Raw genomic sequence first — 20,057 nt, 5'->3', positions numbered from 1 at the left:
ATTAATACTTGATGATAAAATAACCTGTCTTACGTTTCGTTTCACCCAGCACTTTGTACTCGATCATGTAGAAGTAAGTACCAGGCAACTGCATCTCTTTAGTGATGTTTGAATGACCGTCAAATACTTTGTTTGTGTTGTCATATCCGGTCATTTCATAAATGGTAGTACCGTTTCTGTTCATCAGCATTACCTTGTTATCAGGGTAACTTTCGATGTTATCGATGTGCAGAACATCATTTATGCCGTCACCGTTTGGCGATACAGCCTGTCTTACAACTGGTTCGTCTACAGGCACATAAGTTACGTGTTCTGGATTATTTACCGAAATAATACTTGCATTTGATGGATTAGTTATCGTTAATGTTCCCTGCACGTATGTAAAGCTGTAATTCGCTGCTGCAGCGCCGCTTGCAGTGATCGGATAATTGCCTGCAGGCGAGCTGATGGTTGCAGTAGTGGTTACAGTTGGCTGAGTGGTCAGTACACTATTAGTTTGACCATTCACAAATCCACTGAAGGTTACAGTCAGCGCTGGATTGGCAGTCCCTTGTGTCTTAGACTTATTGGCTGCTGTAATAGTCAGCACTGCTTTGTTCACAGTTAGTGTCCCGGCAACATACGTAATAGTATAATTTGCCGCCTTAAACGTACCGCCTGTAGCCGCAGATGGAACTATCGAGCCGGCATAAGAACCTGCTGCGGCAGTTGCTGCAGCTCCGGTGCCGTAAGTGATGGTTACGCTACCTATTGTTTCATTATTTACCAGGCCACTTGATGTAAAGAAGGTTGCACCAACCCATGTTGAGATAGTCGTACCATATGTTTTACCATTATTTGAAGCCGTAATACTCAGCGGAGCAGGAGTTACTGTCAACGTCTGCTGCAGGCTTGTTGTGCCGTTGCTTGCAGTGATGGTTGAAGTTCCAACGCCAACGATATGGATATTGCCGGATACGATGGTTGCCACAGCTGTATTACTGCTGGTGTAGGTAATAGTACCTGTACCGGTTGCACCAGGGCTGAAGTTAGCCGCACCATATACCTTAGATGGTATTGCATTAAATGTCAGCGTGCCTGCTCCTCCGGTTACGGTCAGCGTACCCTGCACATAAGTGAAGCTGTAGTTGGCAGCTACCGCACCGCTTGCTGTGATAGGATAAGTACCGGCAGGTGAGTTGGTCACTGCGGTAGTGGTCACTGTTGGCTGAGTAGTCAGCACAGTGTTAGTTTGACCATTTACAAACCCGCTGTAGGTTACAGTTAATGCCGGATTTGCAGAACCCTGAGTTTTAGTCTTGTTGGCCGCAGTGATCGTCACCGGAGCTCTGCCAACTACGATATTAGCTGTATTATAAGTAATGGTATAGTTACTTGCTGTGAACGTACCGCCTGTAGCCGCAGATGGTGTTGCGGTTCCGGTGTAAGTACCCACAGCAGCAGTAGCTGCCGAACCTGTACCATAAGCCATTGTTACACTGCCGATGGTTTGACCGTTAGCCAGACCTGTTGAAGTAAAGGCAGTTGATCCTGCAGCGCCGGTAAGCGTTGCACCATAAGTTTTATTCACAACATTGGCTGTAATGCTTAGCGCGGCTCTGCCTACAACTATATTATTGGTATGGTAAGTAATAGCATAGTTGTTTGCATTAAATGTACCGCCTGTAGCAGCAGATGGTGTTACGGTTCCGGTATAGGTTCCTACTGCTGCAGTAGCGGCAGAGCCCGTACCGTATGTCATAGTAACACTACCGATGGTTTGTCCGTTAACAAGACCAGTTGAAGTAAAGGCCGTTGAAGATCCGTTGTTTAAGGCTACGCCATAAGCTTTGTTCACAACATTAGCTGTGATGTTCAGCTGAGCAGCATTTACCGTCAACGTTTGCTGCAGGCTGCTTGTGCCATTGCTTGCCGTAATAATCGATGAGCCTGCACCCACTATGTGAATGTTGCCAGACACAATAGTTGCTACGGCAGTGTTACCGCTGGTGTAAGTGATCGAACCCGTGGTAGTAGTAGCACCAGGGCTGAAGTCAGCAGCACCATAAACCTTAGTTGGAATAGTATTGAAGGTTAATGTATTGTTGGCTGTTACTATAATATTACCGGTTTGGTAGGTAATAGCGTAGTTGCTTGCAGTAAATGTACCGCCTGTAGCAAGGGATGGTGTTACAGAGCCGGTATAAGTACCAGGAGCTGCATTTGATGCGGCACCGGTGCCGTAAGCAATAGTTACGCTACCGATAGTTTCACTGTTAGCCAGACCTGTTGGAGTAAAGGCAGTTGAACCTGCACCACCGGTTAAGGTTGTACCTTGTGCCTTGGTTACATCGTTAGCCTTGATGCTCAGTGCAGCTGTACCAACCACTATGTTACCGGTTTGGTAAGTAATTGCATAGTTGGTTGCAGTGAACGTGCCGCCTGTAGCTAAAGATGGCGTTACGGATCCACTGTAGGTTCCCACAGCTGCATTAGCTGCCGAACCTGTACCGTAAGCGACGGTTACACTACCGATGGTTTCACCATTAGCCAGGCCTGTAGAAGTGAAAGCAGTTGAACTTGCCGGACTGGTCAATGTTGCACCATAAGTTTTATTTGCATCGTTAGCTTTGATTGTCAGAGCAGTTGCACCTACAACTATATTACCAGTTTGATAAGTAATTGCATAGTTGTTTGCATTAAATGTGCCGCCTGTAGGAGCAGATGGTGTTACCGATCCGCTGTAAGTTCCTACGGATGCATTGGCTGCAGAGCCAGAACCATAAGTCATAGTTACGCTACCGATGGTTTCACCATTAACCAAACCTGATGAAGTAAAGGCTGCTGAACTTGCAGGACTGGTCAGGGTTGTACCATAAGTCTTATTCACAGTGCTGGCTGTGATGCTTAATGCAGCAGCAGCTACATTTAATTGTTGTGGTATGCTGGTTACTCCATCGTTCGCTGTGATGGTTGTACTACCAACACCTACGATATGAATATTACCGGTAGAGCTAACAGTTGCAACGGCTGTATTGCTACTATTATAGCTTATTGAATTTGAGCTGCTTGCATTAGCGCTGAAGTCACCGGCACCATAAGTTTTAGGCGCTATCGGACCGAATGCTAACGGAGTACCCGTAACAGTTAATGTACCCTGAACATAGCTGATGGTATAGTTATCAGCATCGGCACCACCTACGGTTATAGGATAAGAACCTACTGGCGATGATGTAGTTGCTGTGGTAGTTACTGTAGGTGGCGTATACAAGGCGGTTTGAGTATCGCCGTTTACGTATCCGCTATAGCTTAATGTTAATGGCGGATTAACGCTTCCCTGGGTCTTGGTTTGATTATTAGCTGTAATAGTCAACGCTGCAGGAGTTACAGTTAAAGTGCCGGAATTGTACACGAAATTGTAGTTAGCATCTACTGCAACACTTACTGTGATTGGATAAGAACCCACTCCTGATGATGTAGTTGCAGAAGTGCTGGCAGTAGGTATTGATGACAATGAACCCTGGCCATCACCATTTACAAAGCCACTATAGCTGATCGTCAATGGCGGATTAGCGTCACCATATGTTTTGGTTTTACTATCGGCACTGATAGTTAACGTTACAGGTGTTATAGACAAGTTACCTGCAACATATGAAATGTTGTAATTTGTATCTGCTGCACCACTCACCGAGATGGTATAGTTTCCTACAGGTGAGTTGATATTTGCAGTGGTGCTTGGTGTAGGCTGAGTGGTTAACGATGCCTTATCTTCACCATTTACAAATCCGCTGTAGCTAAGAGTCAGAGATGGATTAACAGAACCATAGGATTTAGTTTTATCATCTGCTGTGATTAGCAATGAGGCCTTACCTACAGTCAATGTGCCATTTACGTATGAAATGGTATAGTTAGCATCTGCTGCACCACTTACAATAATTGGATAAGTACCAATTGGCGAACCTGTATTGGCAACAGTAGTTGCAACAGCCTGAGTAGTCAGGTTTGACGGTGAGTCGCCAGCCACAAATCCGCTGTAGCTTAAACTTAATCCAGGATTAATAGCACCATATTTTTTAGACTGATTATTTGCAGTAATGGTCAATGCAACAGGTTGTACGATAATGTTATTGCTAACATAGTTGATAGTATAGTTATTAGCATTGAATGTACCGCCGGTTGCGCCTGATACTGCTACTGAACCATTATAGGTGCCCACAGCTGCATTTGCTGCTGATCCTGAACCATAATTAATAGTTACGCTACCAATAGTTTCACCATTAACAAGGCCCAGCGGGAAGAAGGTTCCGGCAGAACCGGCACCACCAGTTAATGCAACACCATAGGATTTGGTTACACCATTGGCTATGATAGTCAGAGGTGCAGGATTCACTATCAATGTTTGGGTTAAGCTGGCTGAACCCGCTGTAGCAGTGATAACCGAAGTACCGGCACCCACAATATGGATCTTGCCATTTGAGATAATTGCTACTCCGGGATTATTGCTGGTATAAGTAATCGATGATCCACTTGATGCTCCCGGATCAAAGTCACCTGCACCATAAGTTTGTGCAGGAATCGCTGCAAAGGTCAATGGTGTATTGATTACTGTCAAGGTACCATTAGCATAAGCAATAGAGTAGTTAGGATCCACTGCACCACTTATAGTAATAGGATAAGTACCGGCAGGCGAGCTGGAGGTTGCTGTAGTTGACATGGTAGGCAGGGTAGTTAAACTTGCCTGGGTGTCACCATTTACAAAACCGCTGTAGGTTGCTGTAAATGGTGGGATGGCAGTACCGGCTGACATGGTCTGATCATCAGCAGAGATAAATAATGCTACCTGTGTAATGATCAATGTACCAGGTAAATAATTAATGTTATAGTTTGGACTATATGCATTACTTACATTGATAGGATAGTTACCAACAGGTGAACTGCTTGTAGCTGTTGTGGTAATTACAGGTTGCCCTAATAAACCTTGTGGTGTATCTCCATTCACAAAACCACTGTAAGCAACAGTTAATGTTGGAAGAGCGGCACCGTAAACTTTAGCCAATGTATTAGCCACAATAGTAAGTGTTGCCGGATTCACTGTCAGCGTACCATTTACATAATTAAATGTATAGTTATTGCTGGTCGCGCCTGCTGGTGTGATAGGATAAGTACCTACCGGAGACGCTGCAGTAGCTGTAGTTGAAGCTGTTGCCTGCGTAGTCAGGTTTGATTTGGTATCACCGTTCACAAAGCCGCTATAACTTACGGTCAGGCCCGGATTGTTTGCACCATAGATCTTAGACTGATCATTAGCAGTAACAGTCAGAACTGCAGGGCTAACGGTTAAGGTGCCCGAAACATAATTAAATGTATAGTTAGGATCTACCGCACCGCTCACTGTGATCGGATAGCTGCCGGCAGGTGACGTAGTTGTAGCCGTAGTAGCTGCCTTAGCCTTAGTAGTTAAACTTGCCTTGGTATCACCGTTGACGAAACCGCTGTAGCTGATAGTCAGCGTTGGATTAGCTGTACCATAAGTTTTGGTTTGATCGTCAGCCGTAACGGTCAATGTAGCTGGTGTTACCGTTAAGTTTCCGGTATTATAAGTGATGTTATAATTCGGATCAGAAGCACCTGAGGCAGAAATTAAGTAAGTGCCAATAGGTGAGCTTGCTGTAGCCGTAGTCGACAATACTGGTTGTACATTCAGGCTATCTGGCGTATCATTGCCAACCAAACCACTGTAGTTTGCTGTCAGTGTCGGAATGGCTGCACCATAAACTTTGCTGATACTATTCGGTGTAATAACCAGGTTAGCCTGATTAACGGTTAATGTACCCGGAACATACGAAATGCTATAGTTCGAGTCAACAGCAGCGTTTACAGTAATAGGATAAGCTCCAACAGGTGAATTAGCTGTAGCCGTGGTTGCACCCACAGGCGGGTGAGTCAAGTTTCCTGCGTTATCACCATTCATGAAGCCACTGTAGCTAAAGGTAAATGGCGGAATGCCTGCACCGTACGCTTTAGTTAGATTGTTTGCGGTAATAGTTAAGCTAGCAGGAGTGATGGTTAATGTACCCGGTACATAGCTGAAGGTATAATTAGAATCTACTGCACCACTTGGTGTAAGTGTATAAGTACCTATTGGAGATAAGGCGGTAGCTGACGTACTAACCGAAGCCTGGGGTGTCAGGCTGGCCGGCGTATCACCATTCACAAATCCGCTGTATAATACTGTAAGGGCTGGATTAGCAGCGCCATACACTTTAGTCTTATCAACAGCGGTAACAGTTATTGCAGCCTTATTTACAGTTAATGTACCGGCAACGTATTTAAAAGTATAATTCGAGTCTGCCGCGCCGCTAGCTGTAATAGGATAGCTGCCTACCGGTGATGATTGTGTTGCCGTTGTATTAGCAGTAGGCTGACTGGTTAAATTTGATGAATTATCACTATTCTTAAATCCACTATAACTTACTGTGAAGGCAGGGAGTATATCGCCATAGTTTTTGGACTTATTATCTGCAGTAACGGTTAATTCAGCAGGGGTTACAGTAAGTGGTTGGCTCACTGTGGTGCTTCCGTTATTAGCAATGATCATCGTTGTACCGACAGACTTAATATGGATCTGGCCTGATACGATAGTTGCTACCGATGTATTGCTACTGCTGAAAGTGATTGCTGCAGCGCTTGACGCAACCGGAGCGAAATCAGGAGTGCCATATACCTGGTTTGGAATATTGTTAAATGTGATCGGAACGGCTTTAATAGTTAGCGTACCATCTACAAAGGTAATTGTATAATTGCTGTCTACCGCACCTGTAACCTGGATTGGATAGCTACCTACAGGTGATCCATTAACTGCCGTAGTCGAAATGGTTGGTTTTGTAGTAAGGCTCGAAACGCTGTCATTATTTACAAATCCGGAATCTTTCGCGGTCAGTGGTGATGGAATAGGGTCACCAAAGAATATGCTCTGGTTATCGGCAGTTATCGTCAGCGTTGCCGGTGTTACCGAATAATTTCCGTTGTGATAAAAGATGATATAATTAGACAGATCAGTTGCTCCCAAAGCAACCGGATTTGATGGGATAATAGGATAATTACCGGCAGGTGCAGTTGCAGGTATAGCAGCAGTGGTTAAGGTAACTGTACCAATGTTATCACCATTTTTGAGGCCCACAGCACTGAATTCAGTACCCGCTAAAGGCTGACTAGTACCATAAATTTTTGTTTTATTGTATGCAGTAATGCTCAAGGTATCTTTACCTACTGCATCGGTACCATTATGGTAAACGATGAAGTAGTTGTTCAGGTCGGTACCGGAGGCAGCCACAGCAGCCGAAGGCACAATAGCATAAGCACCGACAGGAGCCGAAGCCGGGGTGCCGTCACTGTTTAAAGTAACCGAAGCAACGGAATCGCTATTCTGCAGACCGGTTATATTGAACTCAGTACCTGCAAAGGCCTGGGTAGTACCATAGACCTTGGTCGCATCCCTGGCAGTAATGTTCAGGGTGTCTTTACCCACCTGGTCATTACCGTTGTTATAAACGATGAAGTAGTTGTTCAGATCGGTACCGGAGGCAGCCACGGCAGCCGAAGGCACAATGGCGTAAGCACCGACAGGAGCCGAAGCCGGGGTACCGTCACTGGTCAGGGTTACCGAAGCAATACCCTCACCATTCTGCAGACCGGTTATATTGAACTCGGTACCTGCAAAGGTCTGGGTAGTACCATAGACCTTGGTCGCATCCTTGGCAGTAATGTTCAGGGTGTCTTTACCCACTGTTCCATTAAAAGGAACGTAGTTAACAGAATAGTTCGATTCTAAGAATCCACCGTTACCTGTCGCTAATGAAGGGGTAACAACATAAGGCGAACCTGCCGCAACAGTGCTTGATAAGCCGTTAGCATCAGGTGTCATCGTAACGCTTGTGATCGTTTCACCATTTACCGTAGCGCTATATGTAAAGTCGTTTGCATCGGTACCTGCACTTAGCGCCTGACCGTATATTTTAGACGGACCTGTTGCTGTAACAGTTAATGTGTCTGGTTTAATAACAACATTTCCGACATTATAAGTAATTGTATAGTTGCTCGCTGTAAATGTACCACCGGTTGCTGAAGATGGAGTTGCAGCATTTACATATGGCGATCCTGATACGGGATCATTGGCAGCTGCACCCTGGGTATAAGCCATTGATACATTGCCGATCGTTTCGCCATTTGCAAGACCTGATGAAGTAAATCCAGTTGATGGGTCACCGTTTGTTAATGCGGTGCCATAATTCTTAACCACATTAGCTGTAATAGTCAGTGGTATGGTCGAAATTGTCAATGATCCATTGACGTAGGTAATATTATAGTTTGATATACCACTTCCTGCAGCTGCACTTGGTACAATAGAATAGGGGCTTCCGGCTACTCCTGCATTTGCTGCAGAGCCTGCACTTGTGAAAGTTACGCCCGTAATATTATCCGAAGCATAAAGAGCTCCCGGGTTAGCAGTATTATTTACGTTCACAAATGTAAACTCTGTACCTGCAAAAGTAAATGTCTGTCCATATTGCTTGCTTTGATTATTCGCGGTGATGGTTAAAGGCGCCTGCGTAATGTTAGCAGTTAAGCCAGTTGGTTGCTGTATAGCATAATTACCTGCTGATGCCCCACTCAATGTACTGGTGGATGTTATTGCTTTGGTATTACCAACAGAGGCAGTTGCAAAAACACCTGTAAGATTAACTGTTACATCGTCTCCTGCAATTTTACCGTTAAGTGTACCTGTAATGGTAGCTGCTGTTGTTCCATCATATACCTTGTTAACACCTGCTGCCGGATTGATAAACACGGTTGCCGGGTTAATAGTACCGTGCATTTTAATAATCAGCTTATAGTTGCCGGACTGAGCACCTGCAAGTACCGGTGACGTTAAAGTAACGATTTTCCCGGTTCCGGCATTGGCATTTGAGAACACGCCTGAAGGGTTGGTACGATTATTTACTACAACCTGGTCTCCATTGATCACAGCAGCAAATGTTTGCGTAGTATCAAGTAAGAGATTCCCCAGCGTACCAGTACTCGTTGCAGCAGTTAATTGATTGTATGTTTTAGTGGTTATCGTAACCGAACTGGTGTCAACCGTTACCGGCATTGGGGTGATAGTTAATGTTTGTGCAACCGGAGTAGCAGCAGCATAGCTACTGTTACCCGCTTGAGTGGCGGTTATGGTAGTTGTACCAACTGCCACTGGATGGATATTACCGTTAACTACAGTAGCAACAGCAGTATTACTGCTGGAGTAGCTTACGGTAAGGCCTGAACTTGCGGTGCCGCCTGCGCTATAAGTAGGCTGATAAACAATATTATTTGTAGTAGGGAAGGAGATCGTCTGGCTTCCTAATACTGTGCCTGATACAGCAACATTAATACCCGATACACCTGTACTGGTTATTGCTATATTACCTGAATACGGTGCAGCCGGATCAGCAGCAGCCAGCCTTATGTAAACGGTTGAAGAAATTGATCCGCCCGGTGCCGGAATATCCAGCGTGCCCAGGTAGTTTATATTGTCTGTGCTGAGTTCAAAACCTATTGGAGCAGCTACAAATACATCGCCAGTTAATCCTATGCCGGAAATAGTGATGGTTTGTGCAGCAGAAGGACTTCCTTGTGTGCTGTTGAATGCAGTCGGGGTGCCGATTTCCTGCAAACCTGCAGATACGTTACCGCTCACTGCTACATTTACGCTGCTTGTACCGGTAGTGCTTAAAACTATATTGCCCGATGGTGTACTGCTGGCCGGTGATGCTGATACCCTGGCATATACTGTCGTTGACGAAAGTAGCCCGGAAGAACCAACGGTTACAGTATTGCTGAATGTAGTATTGTCTGTACTTACTTCAAATCCTGCTGGTGCTGTTACTAATATACCCGATACCAGATAGGCATCAGAAACATTAATTGGCTGAGATGAGGAAGGCGTACCATAATTCGAGTTGAAAGTAGTTAATGCGTCTGTTTCTACGATTGGCCCGATTACACTACCTGATGCGCTAACATTTGCGCCTGATACACCTGTACTGCTTAATGCAATAGTGCCAGAATAAGCACCTGCAGCATCGGCAGCAGCTAACCTGACATATACCGGAACTGCTAAAAGAGATCCGCTTACTGGTGTAAGACTTGCTGCTGCGCCAAAATTTGAGTTATCTGAACTTACTTCAAAGCCCGATGGAGCAGATATATTTACAACATCAGTTAAGCCACCGCCTGATACAGTAAATGACCCGGATGCTGAAGGCGTACCCTGGGCTGTGCTAAGTGCACTTATAACACCGCTGGTTGAAAAACCTGCTGATACAGTACCGGATGCAGCAACATTTACATTGGTCAATCCTGTGCTGCTCAGCGCTATATTTCCTGAATACGGACCAATCGGATTAGACGCAGATAACCTAACATATACAGGTGTTTGTACAAGCGAACCTCCTGATTGTGGTAAGGTAATCGTACTTTGGAAATTTGAATTATCTGAGCTTACCTCAAAACCGGCAGGAGGAGTGATTACTACACCCGCGGTTAGTCCGGTAGCTGATACTACGAAAGACTGTGAACCTGATGGCGCCCCTACGATAGAGCTAAATGCAGTTAATGTGCCGGTCTCTGTAATAAGAGGTGCTGTTACAGTACCATTAACGCCAACATTCACAGTGGTCTGGCCACTTTCAGCTACAGTAACATAGTTGCCTGCGGTTGAGCCGCCAAAAGTACCGGCATTTGTACCCGCAAGTTCTATCCAAAAGGTGAGTGCTGTACCGCTGAAGGTTTGATTGGCACTTGCACCATATGTCCCTCCTGAAGTGTTGCTCACCTGGAAGCCTGTAGGAGCAGTTACGGTTATTGTACCGTTAGATGAAGTTGTAACCGAAATTGACTGTGGAGCTGATGGCGTACCCTGAATAGTAGAAAACGCATTTAACAATGCAGGGATAACTGTTACTCTTGAAACTGTACCTACTAACGAAACATTAACGGTAGTTACTCCCGTGCTCGCAAAAGTGGCAGTACCTGAATAGTTGCTGCGGGTAAAGGTTGATGATAACCTGAAATATACCGTGGTATTAACTACACCTCCGCTTTGTGTTAGTGTAACGCTATTAGAAAAATTGGTATTGTCGGTACTTACAGCGAAACTGGTAGGTGCTGTTACAGTAATATTTCCAGTTAAACCCGTAGCTGAAACGGTCACCGCCTGGCTTGCAGAATTTGTGTTGCTTGCTGTGCTGAATGCTAAAAACGTTGGGCTCACAGTAATTCCACCTGTTACACTACCTGTTACGGCCACGTTTACAGTACTTTGCCCTATGCTGCTTAAAGCGATATTGCCTGAATAAGTTCCTATCGCATCAGAAGATTTTAACCTCATCCAAATAGTTGTATAAGGTACGGTTGATTCACCCGATCCTAAGGTTACAGAGCTGGTATATCCGCTGTTTGGACCTGAAGTGCTTACTTCATATCCGGCCGGCGGGGTTACCAGGATGCTTGCTGTTAAGCCCTGGCCTCCAACTGTGAATGATTGTGGGGTTGAGGCCGATCCTACGAATGCAGTGAATGTGTTTAATGTGCCGTTTTCATCAATACCACCTGTAATGTTTGCCGCAAGGCCGGTTGGTTGTTTCAAAGTATAGTTACCTGCTGATGCACCGTTTAGAGTACTTGTAGAAGTTACAGGTATATTATTTCCAACAGATGAAGTTGCAAATGTACCTGTACCGACAAGGTTAACTACGTCAGTGCCGATAACACCAAATAAGGTTCCTGAAATTGTTGCGGCAGTTGTACCATCAAAAGGCTTATTATTTGCAACAGGATTAGAAATGGTCAGGGTATCTTGTGTTATATTAGCTGTTAACGCAGTAGGTTGCACCAATGTATAGTTGCTGGCCGGCTGCGTAATGCTATACCCGTTTACATTGACCGTTTTGCCATTGCCAACGGTTGCGCTCGTAAATACCGAAGTTACCGATCCTGTTACCAACGTAACTTGTCCAACTTCAGCAGGAATAACTCCATTTAATACAGGAGTACCCGATATAGTGGCGCTCATCGTACCGTCGTATACTTTGTTATTAGCGGTAAGACCTGTTATATTCAATGATATAATTGTAATATTTCTTGCGGTAAGCGTTGGTTGTGTCAGGATGTAGTTACCTGCGCCTGTGTTAGAGATTGTACTTGTTGAAGTGATCGCAATGCCGGTTCCAACATTTGCAGTAGCAAAGGTACCGCTTGGATTAAAGGTAACCTGGTCGCCATTAATAACACCTGAAAGTGTACCACCTGTGACAGTAGCTGTTGTGGTTCCATCATATACCTTGTTACTTGTAGTTACGCCTGTTACTATTAACGCTTTTTGAGCAACAGTTCCGTTGTACACTACGGGAGTTATGCTGTAGTTACTCGCCAAAAAACCATTGCCTCCTGTTGGAGCAGAAGGTGTAACAGTATAAGCCGATCCGGCGGCCACAGTGGTGGATGCCCCGTTTGCATCGGGTGTTAAGGTTACGCTTGTTACGGTTTGGCCATTCACCATACCCGTGGCTGTAAAGTTTGTAGTACTTGTGCCTGTAGGTATAGCAGTACCATATATCTTAGTCGGTCCTGTAGCAGTCAGAGTCAATGGGGCGCCGGTAATAGTTGTAGCTAATGGCGTAGGCTGAGTTAGGGTGTAATTGCTTGCCTGTGCCCCGGTAAGTGAGTATCCGCTTACATTTACAAATGTGGAACCAACGTTGATGCTACTAAATGCATATGTCAGTGTCCCTGTGCTTAATGAGACATCATCTCCGCTAACAACTCCACTGCTTAAGGCAGCTGTTCCTGTAACGTTTAGTGCTGAAGCAGTATTGGTGCCGTCATAAATTTTACCGACACCGGTTAAACCAACTACAGTTAAATTAACTGCCGCAACTGTTAATGTACCATTATTATAAGTTATAGAATAGTTGCCTGGAGTGAATGTCCCACCAGCAGCAGCTGAAGGCGTAATAATACCTGTTGTGCCTGCTACATCAGTCGAATTATAACCTGCAGAATAGTTAAAGGTTACAGAGCCGATCGATTCAGTACCAACCAAGCCTGAAGAGCTGAAGCCTGTAGAACTCGTTGTCGGATTGGTTAATGCAGTGCCATATGGTTTATTTTGATTAGTGGCAGTTATTGTTAATGGTTTCTGCGCAACTGTTCCATTATAAGCTACAGGCGATATGCTATAGTTGCTTGCAGTAAATCCCCCTGTGCCGGTTGGGGCAGAAGGGGTTTCTGTATAGGTTGATCCTGCTGCAGCAGTTGCCGATATACCTGTTCCGGTTGGTGTTAATGTAATGCTGGTTACCGTTTCACCATTAACCGTACCTGTAGCCGTAAAATTAGTCGTGCTCGTTCCTGTTGTTAAAGCAGTTCCGTACGGTTTTGCTACCGGCCCTGTAGCCGTTAGTGTTAATGGCGCCTGGGTAATATTTGCCGTAGTTGTGGGGTTAGTTAAGTTGTAGTTACCTGCAGCCGAACCGGAAAGTGTATAACCAGTTATTGTAACAGTTTTACCAGTGCCAACATTCGCTGAAGAGAAAGTGCCAACGCCCGTACCAGATAAGGTTGCATTGCTGGCATCACCTGCTAATACTCCGTTTAAAGTTGGAGTGCCGGATATGGTTGCTGAGTTAGTCCCATCATATGGTTTATTACCCGCAGTTAAGCCGGTTATTGTTACGGTCTTTTTCCCAACTAACAATGTTCCATTTGATGTTCTGGTTCCGCCACCATTAGCATCGACGTTAGTAACTGTAAATGAATAACTACCTGCCGGAGTCGCAGTTGTTGTTGTTATTGTCAAGGCAACGGTACTGACCCCGTTAGGATTATAGGGTGAAGTTGGATTAAACGCTACTGTTACCCCTGTAGGAGCGGCTCCGCCATTCCAGCCTGTTGAGCTGTTTATGCTTATTTGATCCGAGCCGGTACCAAATCCCGATTTACTCAATGAAATTGAATAAGTACCTGTTCCTGCTGTCCCGTAGGTAATTGCTGTCCCTCCCTGAGACCCAACAGAAATACTGGTAACCCTTGTTTGGGCTGCTGCTTTATCAGTTAGTGTCAAACCAGCAATAGCAAATACTGCTATTACTATCATGCTTTTCACTGAGAAAAGATTAAACCTTTTCTCCGACCGAGGCAATTGGCCCGGACACCGGGCTTCAGCTATATAATAACTGTCGCATTGATCCAATGCTTGTTGATTGCTGTCAAATGCAAGGTTCCTGCTTAACCCTTGTGGTAAAGCGAACTTTTTAATTACGGTCAGAAGATTACGGAGTAAAAGTTTAGCAGCCATAATATCGTGATTTAAGGTTTTTAATTACCAAGCACTCTATCTTGCTCGTACTTAGTAAATTATGCAGGCACATACTTCAATATTTATACCACCTGTGCCAAACCACAGAAAGTTGCCTTTTAATCTATTTTTGTCTTTATGGTTTAATTTATAGGTGTATTAATTAATAAAAAAGATCAATTTTAGTTAATTGATAATCAGATAGTTAATTTGTTAATAAGAGTGTGGAATATTTTATATACTGTATTTATTTAAATATTTATAACAATAAATTATTGATTATTAGTACATTATGTATTTTATATGAATTTAATTGTGATTTAATAAATATTATAATGAATTGTCCTTTGGGGAATTATTGGGAAAAATAACCACATTTAGCCGGTATTTCTTATAGGTTGATAGGATTAAAGGGCCAATTAAAGCAATTGTGGAAAATGGCTTATTAGATAAATCAGAGGAAATTGACGAGCAAGTTAATTTATTATAAATTATTTATAATCAAATCATTGTATGAAATTTTTGCAATGATGGTATTTAATCCTGGAATTAAAACAGGTTTCTGATGATCGGATTTTAATGAAATTTATAGTATACGATTTTAGGCTGTTTATATCAGATTATAGGCAGGCAGAAGAGATGGTATTAAATGGAATTAATATTGTATGTTTATAAAAATAATAAACAAAATAATATATATGCGAGCAAGAATCCATAGGTTATCAGGCTATGGATCCTCGTTCGTCAAAATTGTGCCGGATCAGGCTTTAAGGCTTTATTTAATCAGTTACAGTTTAATGAATTTAGTTGTCCCTATCAGGGATTGTGTTTTAGCATCAAATACTTTCACCATATATGTTCCGGGCATCCATCCTGTAGCATCTCCCTGCCAGTAAGGCTGATTTGATGTTACCTTTTTAAGCATGTTGCCTGAACTGTTTGTAATCAGAATATTGTATGAATTTGATGGCACTGCAGACGGTGTGGCTATTGCAAGGTTAATCCTGCCTGCTGCCGGATTAGGGTATATGTTTACACTATTCTGAGCGAAGCCATTAACAGTATTTGCATAACCTATCGGAACAATTGGCGAATAGGTGATCTTACTGTTTATGTCTTCCTGTTTCAGCCTGTACAAATTCATGCCTACAATAGGACTCTTGTCTGTAAAACCATAATTACCGGCGCCTGTTGCCGGCACCCCGCCTAATACAGCGAAGGTTTGCCCGCCATCTATACTCCGTTCAACGGTAAAATTGGTGTAGTTCTCTTCATTTTTTGTATCCCACACCACCTGTACTTCGCGCACATTGGGTACCTTTTGTGCGTTAAAATTGAGTAGCTGGTAAGCATATGCCGGATTTTGACGCATGATAACAGCAAAGCGATGCGCACCATATGAATTGGTATCAGTCAAGGATACATTAAAGTTATAAGGCCCGTTGCGCATATCAGTAGTATCTTTAGTTTCATTATCAGCAAGTAATACATCAAAGAATTTAGGGATACTATTAATCTCTGTCATATTAAGTGTATAAGCGCCTGTGGCTGTTGCTCCGATCTTCACCGGGATAGTTTGGCCCTGGTTGTTAAATGGAAGTACATTTACAGCCAAAGATTGATTATCACTCGACATACTTGAAATGCTTACTTTACCTGATCCTGCCCTGTATGGCGCATCCTCGGTATAGTCAAGCGTTGTTTTGGCGTTCGGGTCAAAACTGATAAATGTGTCGTCTTTATTGATCGTATCTAATGACATTTGAAGGCGCAGCGATTGTGTTCTGGCAAGCAGGTCTGCCGGTTTGCCCATAAGCAGGTTTACACCTGTGGTTTGCAATGTGGTTGATTTTGCACTTTCATTAAAAATAAGTTGAGCAGAGCTATTTAAAGCCAATACAAAAAACGCCTGGCCGCTCATGACGGTACGCGTACCGTTATTTGTGCCAACGTGAGTAACGCCATTATAGGTATCATAGTTTCCTGTTCTCGCGTTAAACTCGTAGATATAAGGCGATAAATTCAAAGCATAAATACCGGTTGTGGTTGAGCTATTCTGCTGGGTGTTCCAGTCAATTGCGCATGCGTAAGGATTGGCCACCAGATTAAAGCCCAATGCAGCTACATTTGAATTAGAATAGCCAAGTAAGTTAGATGTTGGCGTATACCAGGCTCTGAACACTACCTGCTGCTGGTTAAGGTACCCGGTTGTAGACAGGGTAGATGCTTCAGCAGGATTGCCTGCAGTAAATTGTTGTGCTTTAGTGTAAGTAGAGCTATACCTGTAGCCACGGTAAAAGAATAAGAACCCGTTGCTAACCGGTATGGAGTATGATCCCGCTGTTACATCAAACGTATAGGTCGGCGTTGCGTTGTTGCCACTGGTCAGGCTGTTTATACTCTGGAAATTGCCGCTGATAAAGGTGGCGTTTGAATAGGTCATATCTTCTCTGAAAAGATAAAGTGTAGGTCCTTGGCTTACCTTATCAAAGCCGCCTGTGGCGCTTGTGCCGCTTATATAAGAAGTGTTTTTTACATAGTTAAGGCTGTAAACATTGTTTTGGCCTACCGTAGCAGCATAAACCGGCGATGCCACGGTTCTGTATCCCCTGTATGGACTTATATACCGTTCGCAGGTGAACAGACCGTCGAATGAATTTTGGTGGGTACCAGGGTTATTGGGTATTTTTCCTATTGACCCTGTACCGTACTGGTCAGACTGGATGGTGAAGTTACCACCTAAATTATTACTAAAATGCGAATCATGAGCAGCATTGTCAAGGAAGTTTATACTTGAAGTTGAACCCAGGTAAAAGTTGCCCGATGCCTGGTTATTTACAGATTGTGAGTGGACAATATTTAAAGTACAGGCTGAGTTTGATGTACCGATGTACATAAACCCGGAATTCTCCATTGCCAGCTGTCCTGAGGTGCCATCGATATCAAGCGTATTACCATTCTGGAATGTAACTGTTCCGGAGGCCTCATTATATATATAATTGAGACCGTAGGTGATGTATACAACACCGCTGTTGAAAGTTGTGGTACCCAGGTTATCCAGCAAAGCCCTGCTGGATGTGGTGCCGACAGTGAGCTGTGAAGTAGTTGACGCCATATTGACGGTAAGGTTGACATTTTTATTTACGGTAAAACCATTGTAAAATAAAACCTTAACGCCGGCATCAACAGCAAGTGTGGTGTTACCGGTACCGGTAGTAAATGATATGGTGTTGATATTTGTGCTCGCTGTAATGTCGGGCGAATTTGCTGTGCCGCCAGGTATGATGGCATTATCACTAGGGCCGGGTGTTCCGTTAGGTGTCCAGTTTGTAGTGGTAAACCAGTTGGTGTCGGTAGCGCCAGTCCAGGTATAATTTTGTCCTATAGTGCCGCCATATGAAGTGTAGGTAATATTATAATTGCTAATTCCGGTGCCGGCAGCTAAAGATGGAGTGACCGTATAACTGGCGCCAATAGTGTTACCGTTTGGATTATTAATTGACATATAAACACTATCTACCGAGTCGCCGCTTACGAGCCCGTTCACTGTATAGTTAACGGTATAATATGCATTGCTCACACTTTGACCTACGGCTATTGCAGGTCCGGTGGCCGCAATAATTAAGGCGGCTTTATTTATAGTAAATGTACCCTGTTTGTATACAACTGTATAGTATGCAGGGGCTTGTGCGCCTCCAACAGTAATAGGATAAGTGCCTGCACCTGATGCACTGGTGGCGGTAGTGCTTATAGATGGCACCACGATCATGCTGGTTGGGCTATCGCCATTGATCCATCCGCTATAAGTGAAAGCTATCCCGGATACATCCACAGAGCCATAGGTCTGCGTAATGTTGGTTGCAGTGATGGTTAGTGTAACCGTGTTGCTTATTGTGATATTGATGATTGTAGTAGCTACTGATCCGTCGGGGTAGGTTGCGGTAACTGTATAATTATTGCCGGCAGACGTGGCTGATGGTGTGCCTGATATAATGCCGGTAGCGATATCAAATGATAACCCTGCTGGTAAAGCCGGACTTATTGCATAGCCATTGGCGTTAGGTGTTGGTGTCACTGTTGGTGTCAAAGACGAAATAGCATAGCCGGTTGCATAAGTAAAACTTGAGCTCGCATAGCTTATAGTCGGGGCCGAGCGGGTTATAGTGACCGTGTAAGTATCGGTTGCGCCGCCTACAGTTACGACAGTGGTAATTGTATTAATTCCTACATTAAGAGCAATAGCTCCTGATGCTGAGCCCGATGCCACTGTCGTTCCGTTAACCTTTATTGTAGCTCCCGTAACCCCGGTACTTAAAGTTGGTGTAACAGTTACCGATGTAGTTGCATAAGAAACAGTTTGTGTATAAGTAGTGGTTGTCGTAGAAAAAGCTGGCGTTGTTGCGCCGGTACTTAACGAGAGGTTTGAAAGAGTTGGTAGTGTTGTGAAGGTTTTAAGAGAAGTTGTAGCGACATCATAAGCTGGATTATTGGTGCCTCCTCCTGTATTGTATTCAAATACTAAAACACGATAGGTTGTTCCGGGGGTTAGGCCGCTTATGGTTACAGTTGTACCTGTATTGGCATACACACAATACCAGCCTGACGTTCCAAGTTGAGTGCCTGATCCAAAAATTGTATTTGCAGTATAAGTAGTGTTATTTGCCGGTGTCGAAGTGCCGGTTGTTGTCGCCGTGACAAATACAGCTCTCAAGCCGCCATTTCCTCTTGTCCAGCTTATTGTTGCCCCCGTTCCGCTTACAGCAGTAAAGGTTATATTGGAAGCTTGGGTTGTTGGTGCCGTGGCCGCAAAAGTTTTAAACGGCACTATAAAGATCAAGAGGCAAGAGATCGCCATAATAATCGACTTTGGCAAAAGATCTATTGTCCTTCTCTTTCGCCTTAGAAATCTGCCTAACGCGGGCGATACATTTAAATAATTAATGCCACCCTTATTAAAGGTATAGGCGCTGCCCTCATCATTGTGCTCTGTCGCCGATGATGGTGTGAGTTTCTTAGCTAATGCAGACAGTGTCGCAAGTAAATATTTTACTACCATATTCTGTAAAAATTAGATTAGGTTTATGTACAGAAAACTTTAGTTCGATTATTATTTTTTGCATATCTAATAAGAGGGTAGCGCATAGGTGTATACTTGACACTTATATGCCTGTACCTCAATAAATTATGCACGCATATAGGTCAATCTCCGTACCAATGCCAATAATTTCCGGATTGCTCAATAAGCCTTTTTTTATAGCATTACTTCAAATTATTGCCGAATAATATAGTTTGAGTTTGTGAAATATGTTTCTGATATACAGTTGGTTAGACGTGTTCCTCGAAATGGGGAAATGTTTTGTGGAAAGCTGCGGATGGTCAGTATTATTATGAGTTTAAACAATAATTATCATAATTATCAGATAATCAGTTTTGTGTATATATTATTTAAACTTAATCGCTTGAATAATAAATAAATTAAAAAATGGGATGGGAATTTTTGAGAAAAAACAGCAACGTGCGATGAAGCAATACCGAAATTATGGCAAGAATGTAGGAATAGTTAAATTGTTAATATTAAGCAATTTATAAAGGTATATTGCTTATAGGTAGTGGTTTTTCTTAACTTTTATGGATAGCGGAATATTATTAATCAAAATATATTAAATATCAATTAATAAATGTGATA

Annotated in this window: 2 protein-coding genes; both read right to left on the bottom strand. The window is 43.5% G+C overall.

The window, feature by feature from the left end; translation table 11 throughout:
- Window position 1: 1 nt before the first annotated feature.
- Window positions 2–14,371, bottom strand: coding sequence for an MBG domain-containing protein (locus VIM89_RS16785; RefSeq protein WP_488157332.1), 14,370 nt, complete (start codon window positions 14,369–14,371; stop codon window positions 2–4).
- 787 nt (window positions 14,372–15,158) lie between these two features.
- The gene (locus VIM89_RS16780) at window positions 15,159–19,427 is read right to left on the bottom strand and encodes an MBG domain-containing protein (protein ID WP_488157331.1); all 4,269 of its coding nucleotides are present in this window, start codon (window positions 19,425–19,427) and stop codon (window positions 15,159–15,161) included.
- Window positions 19,428–20,057: the final 630 nt, after the last annotated feature.

It is taken from the genome of Mucilaginibacter sp. (assembly GCF_036568825.1).
Classification (GTDB): domain Bacteria; phylum Bacteroidota; class Bacteroidia; order Sphingobacteriales; family Sphingobacteriaceae; genus Mucilaginibacter.
The sequence above is the reverse complement of the archived record's forward strand: the minus strand, read 5'-3'. Positions and strand labels throughout refer to the sequence as shown.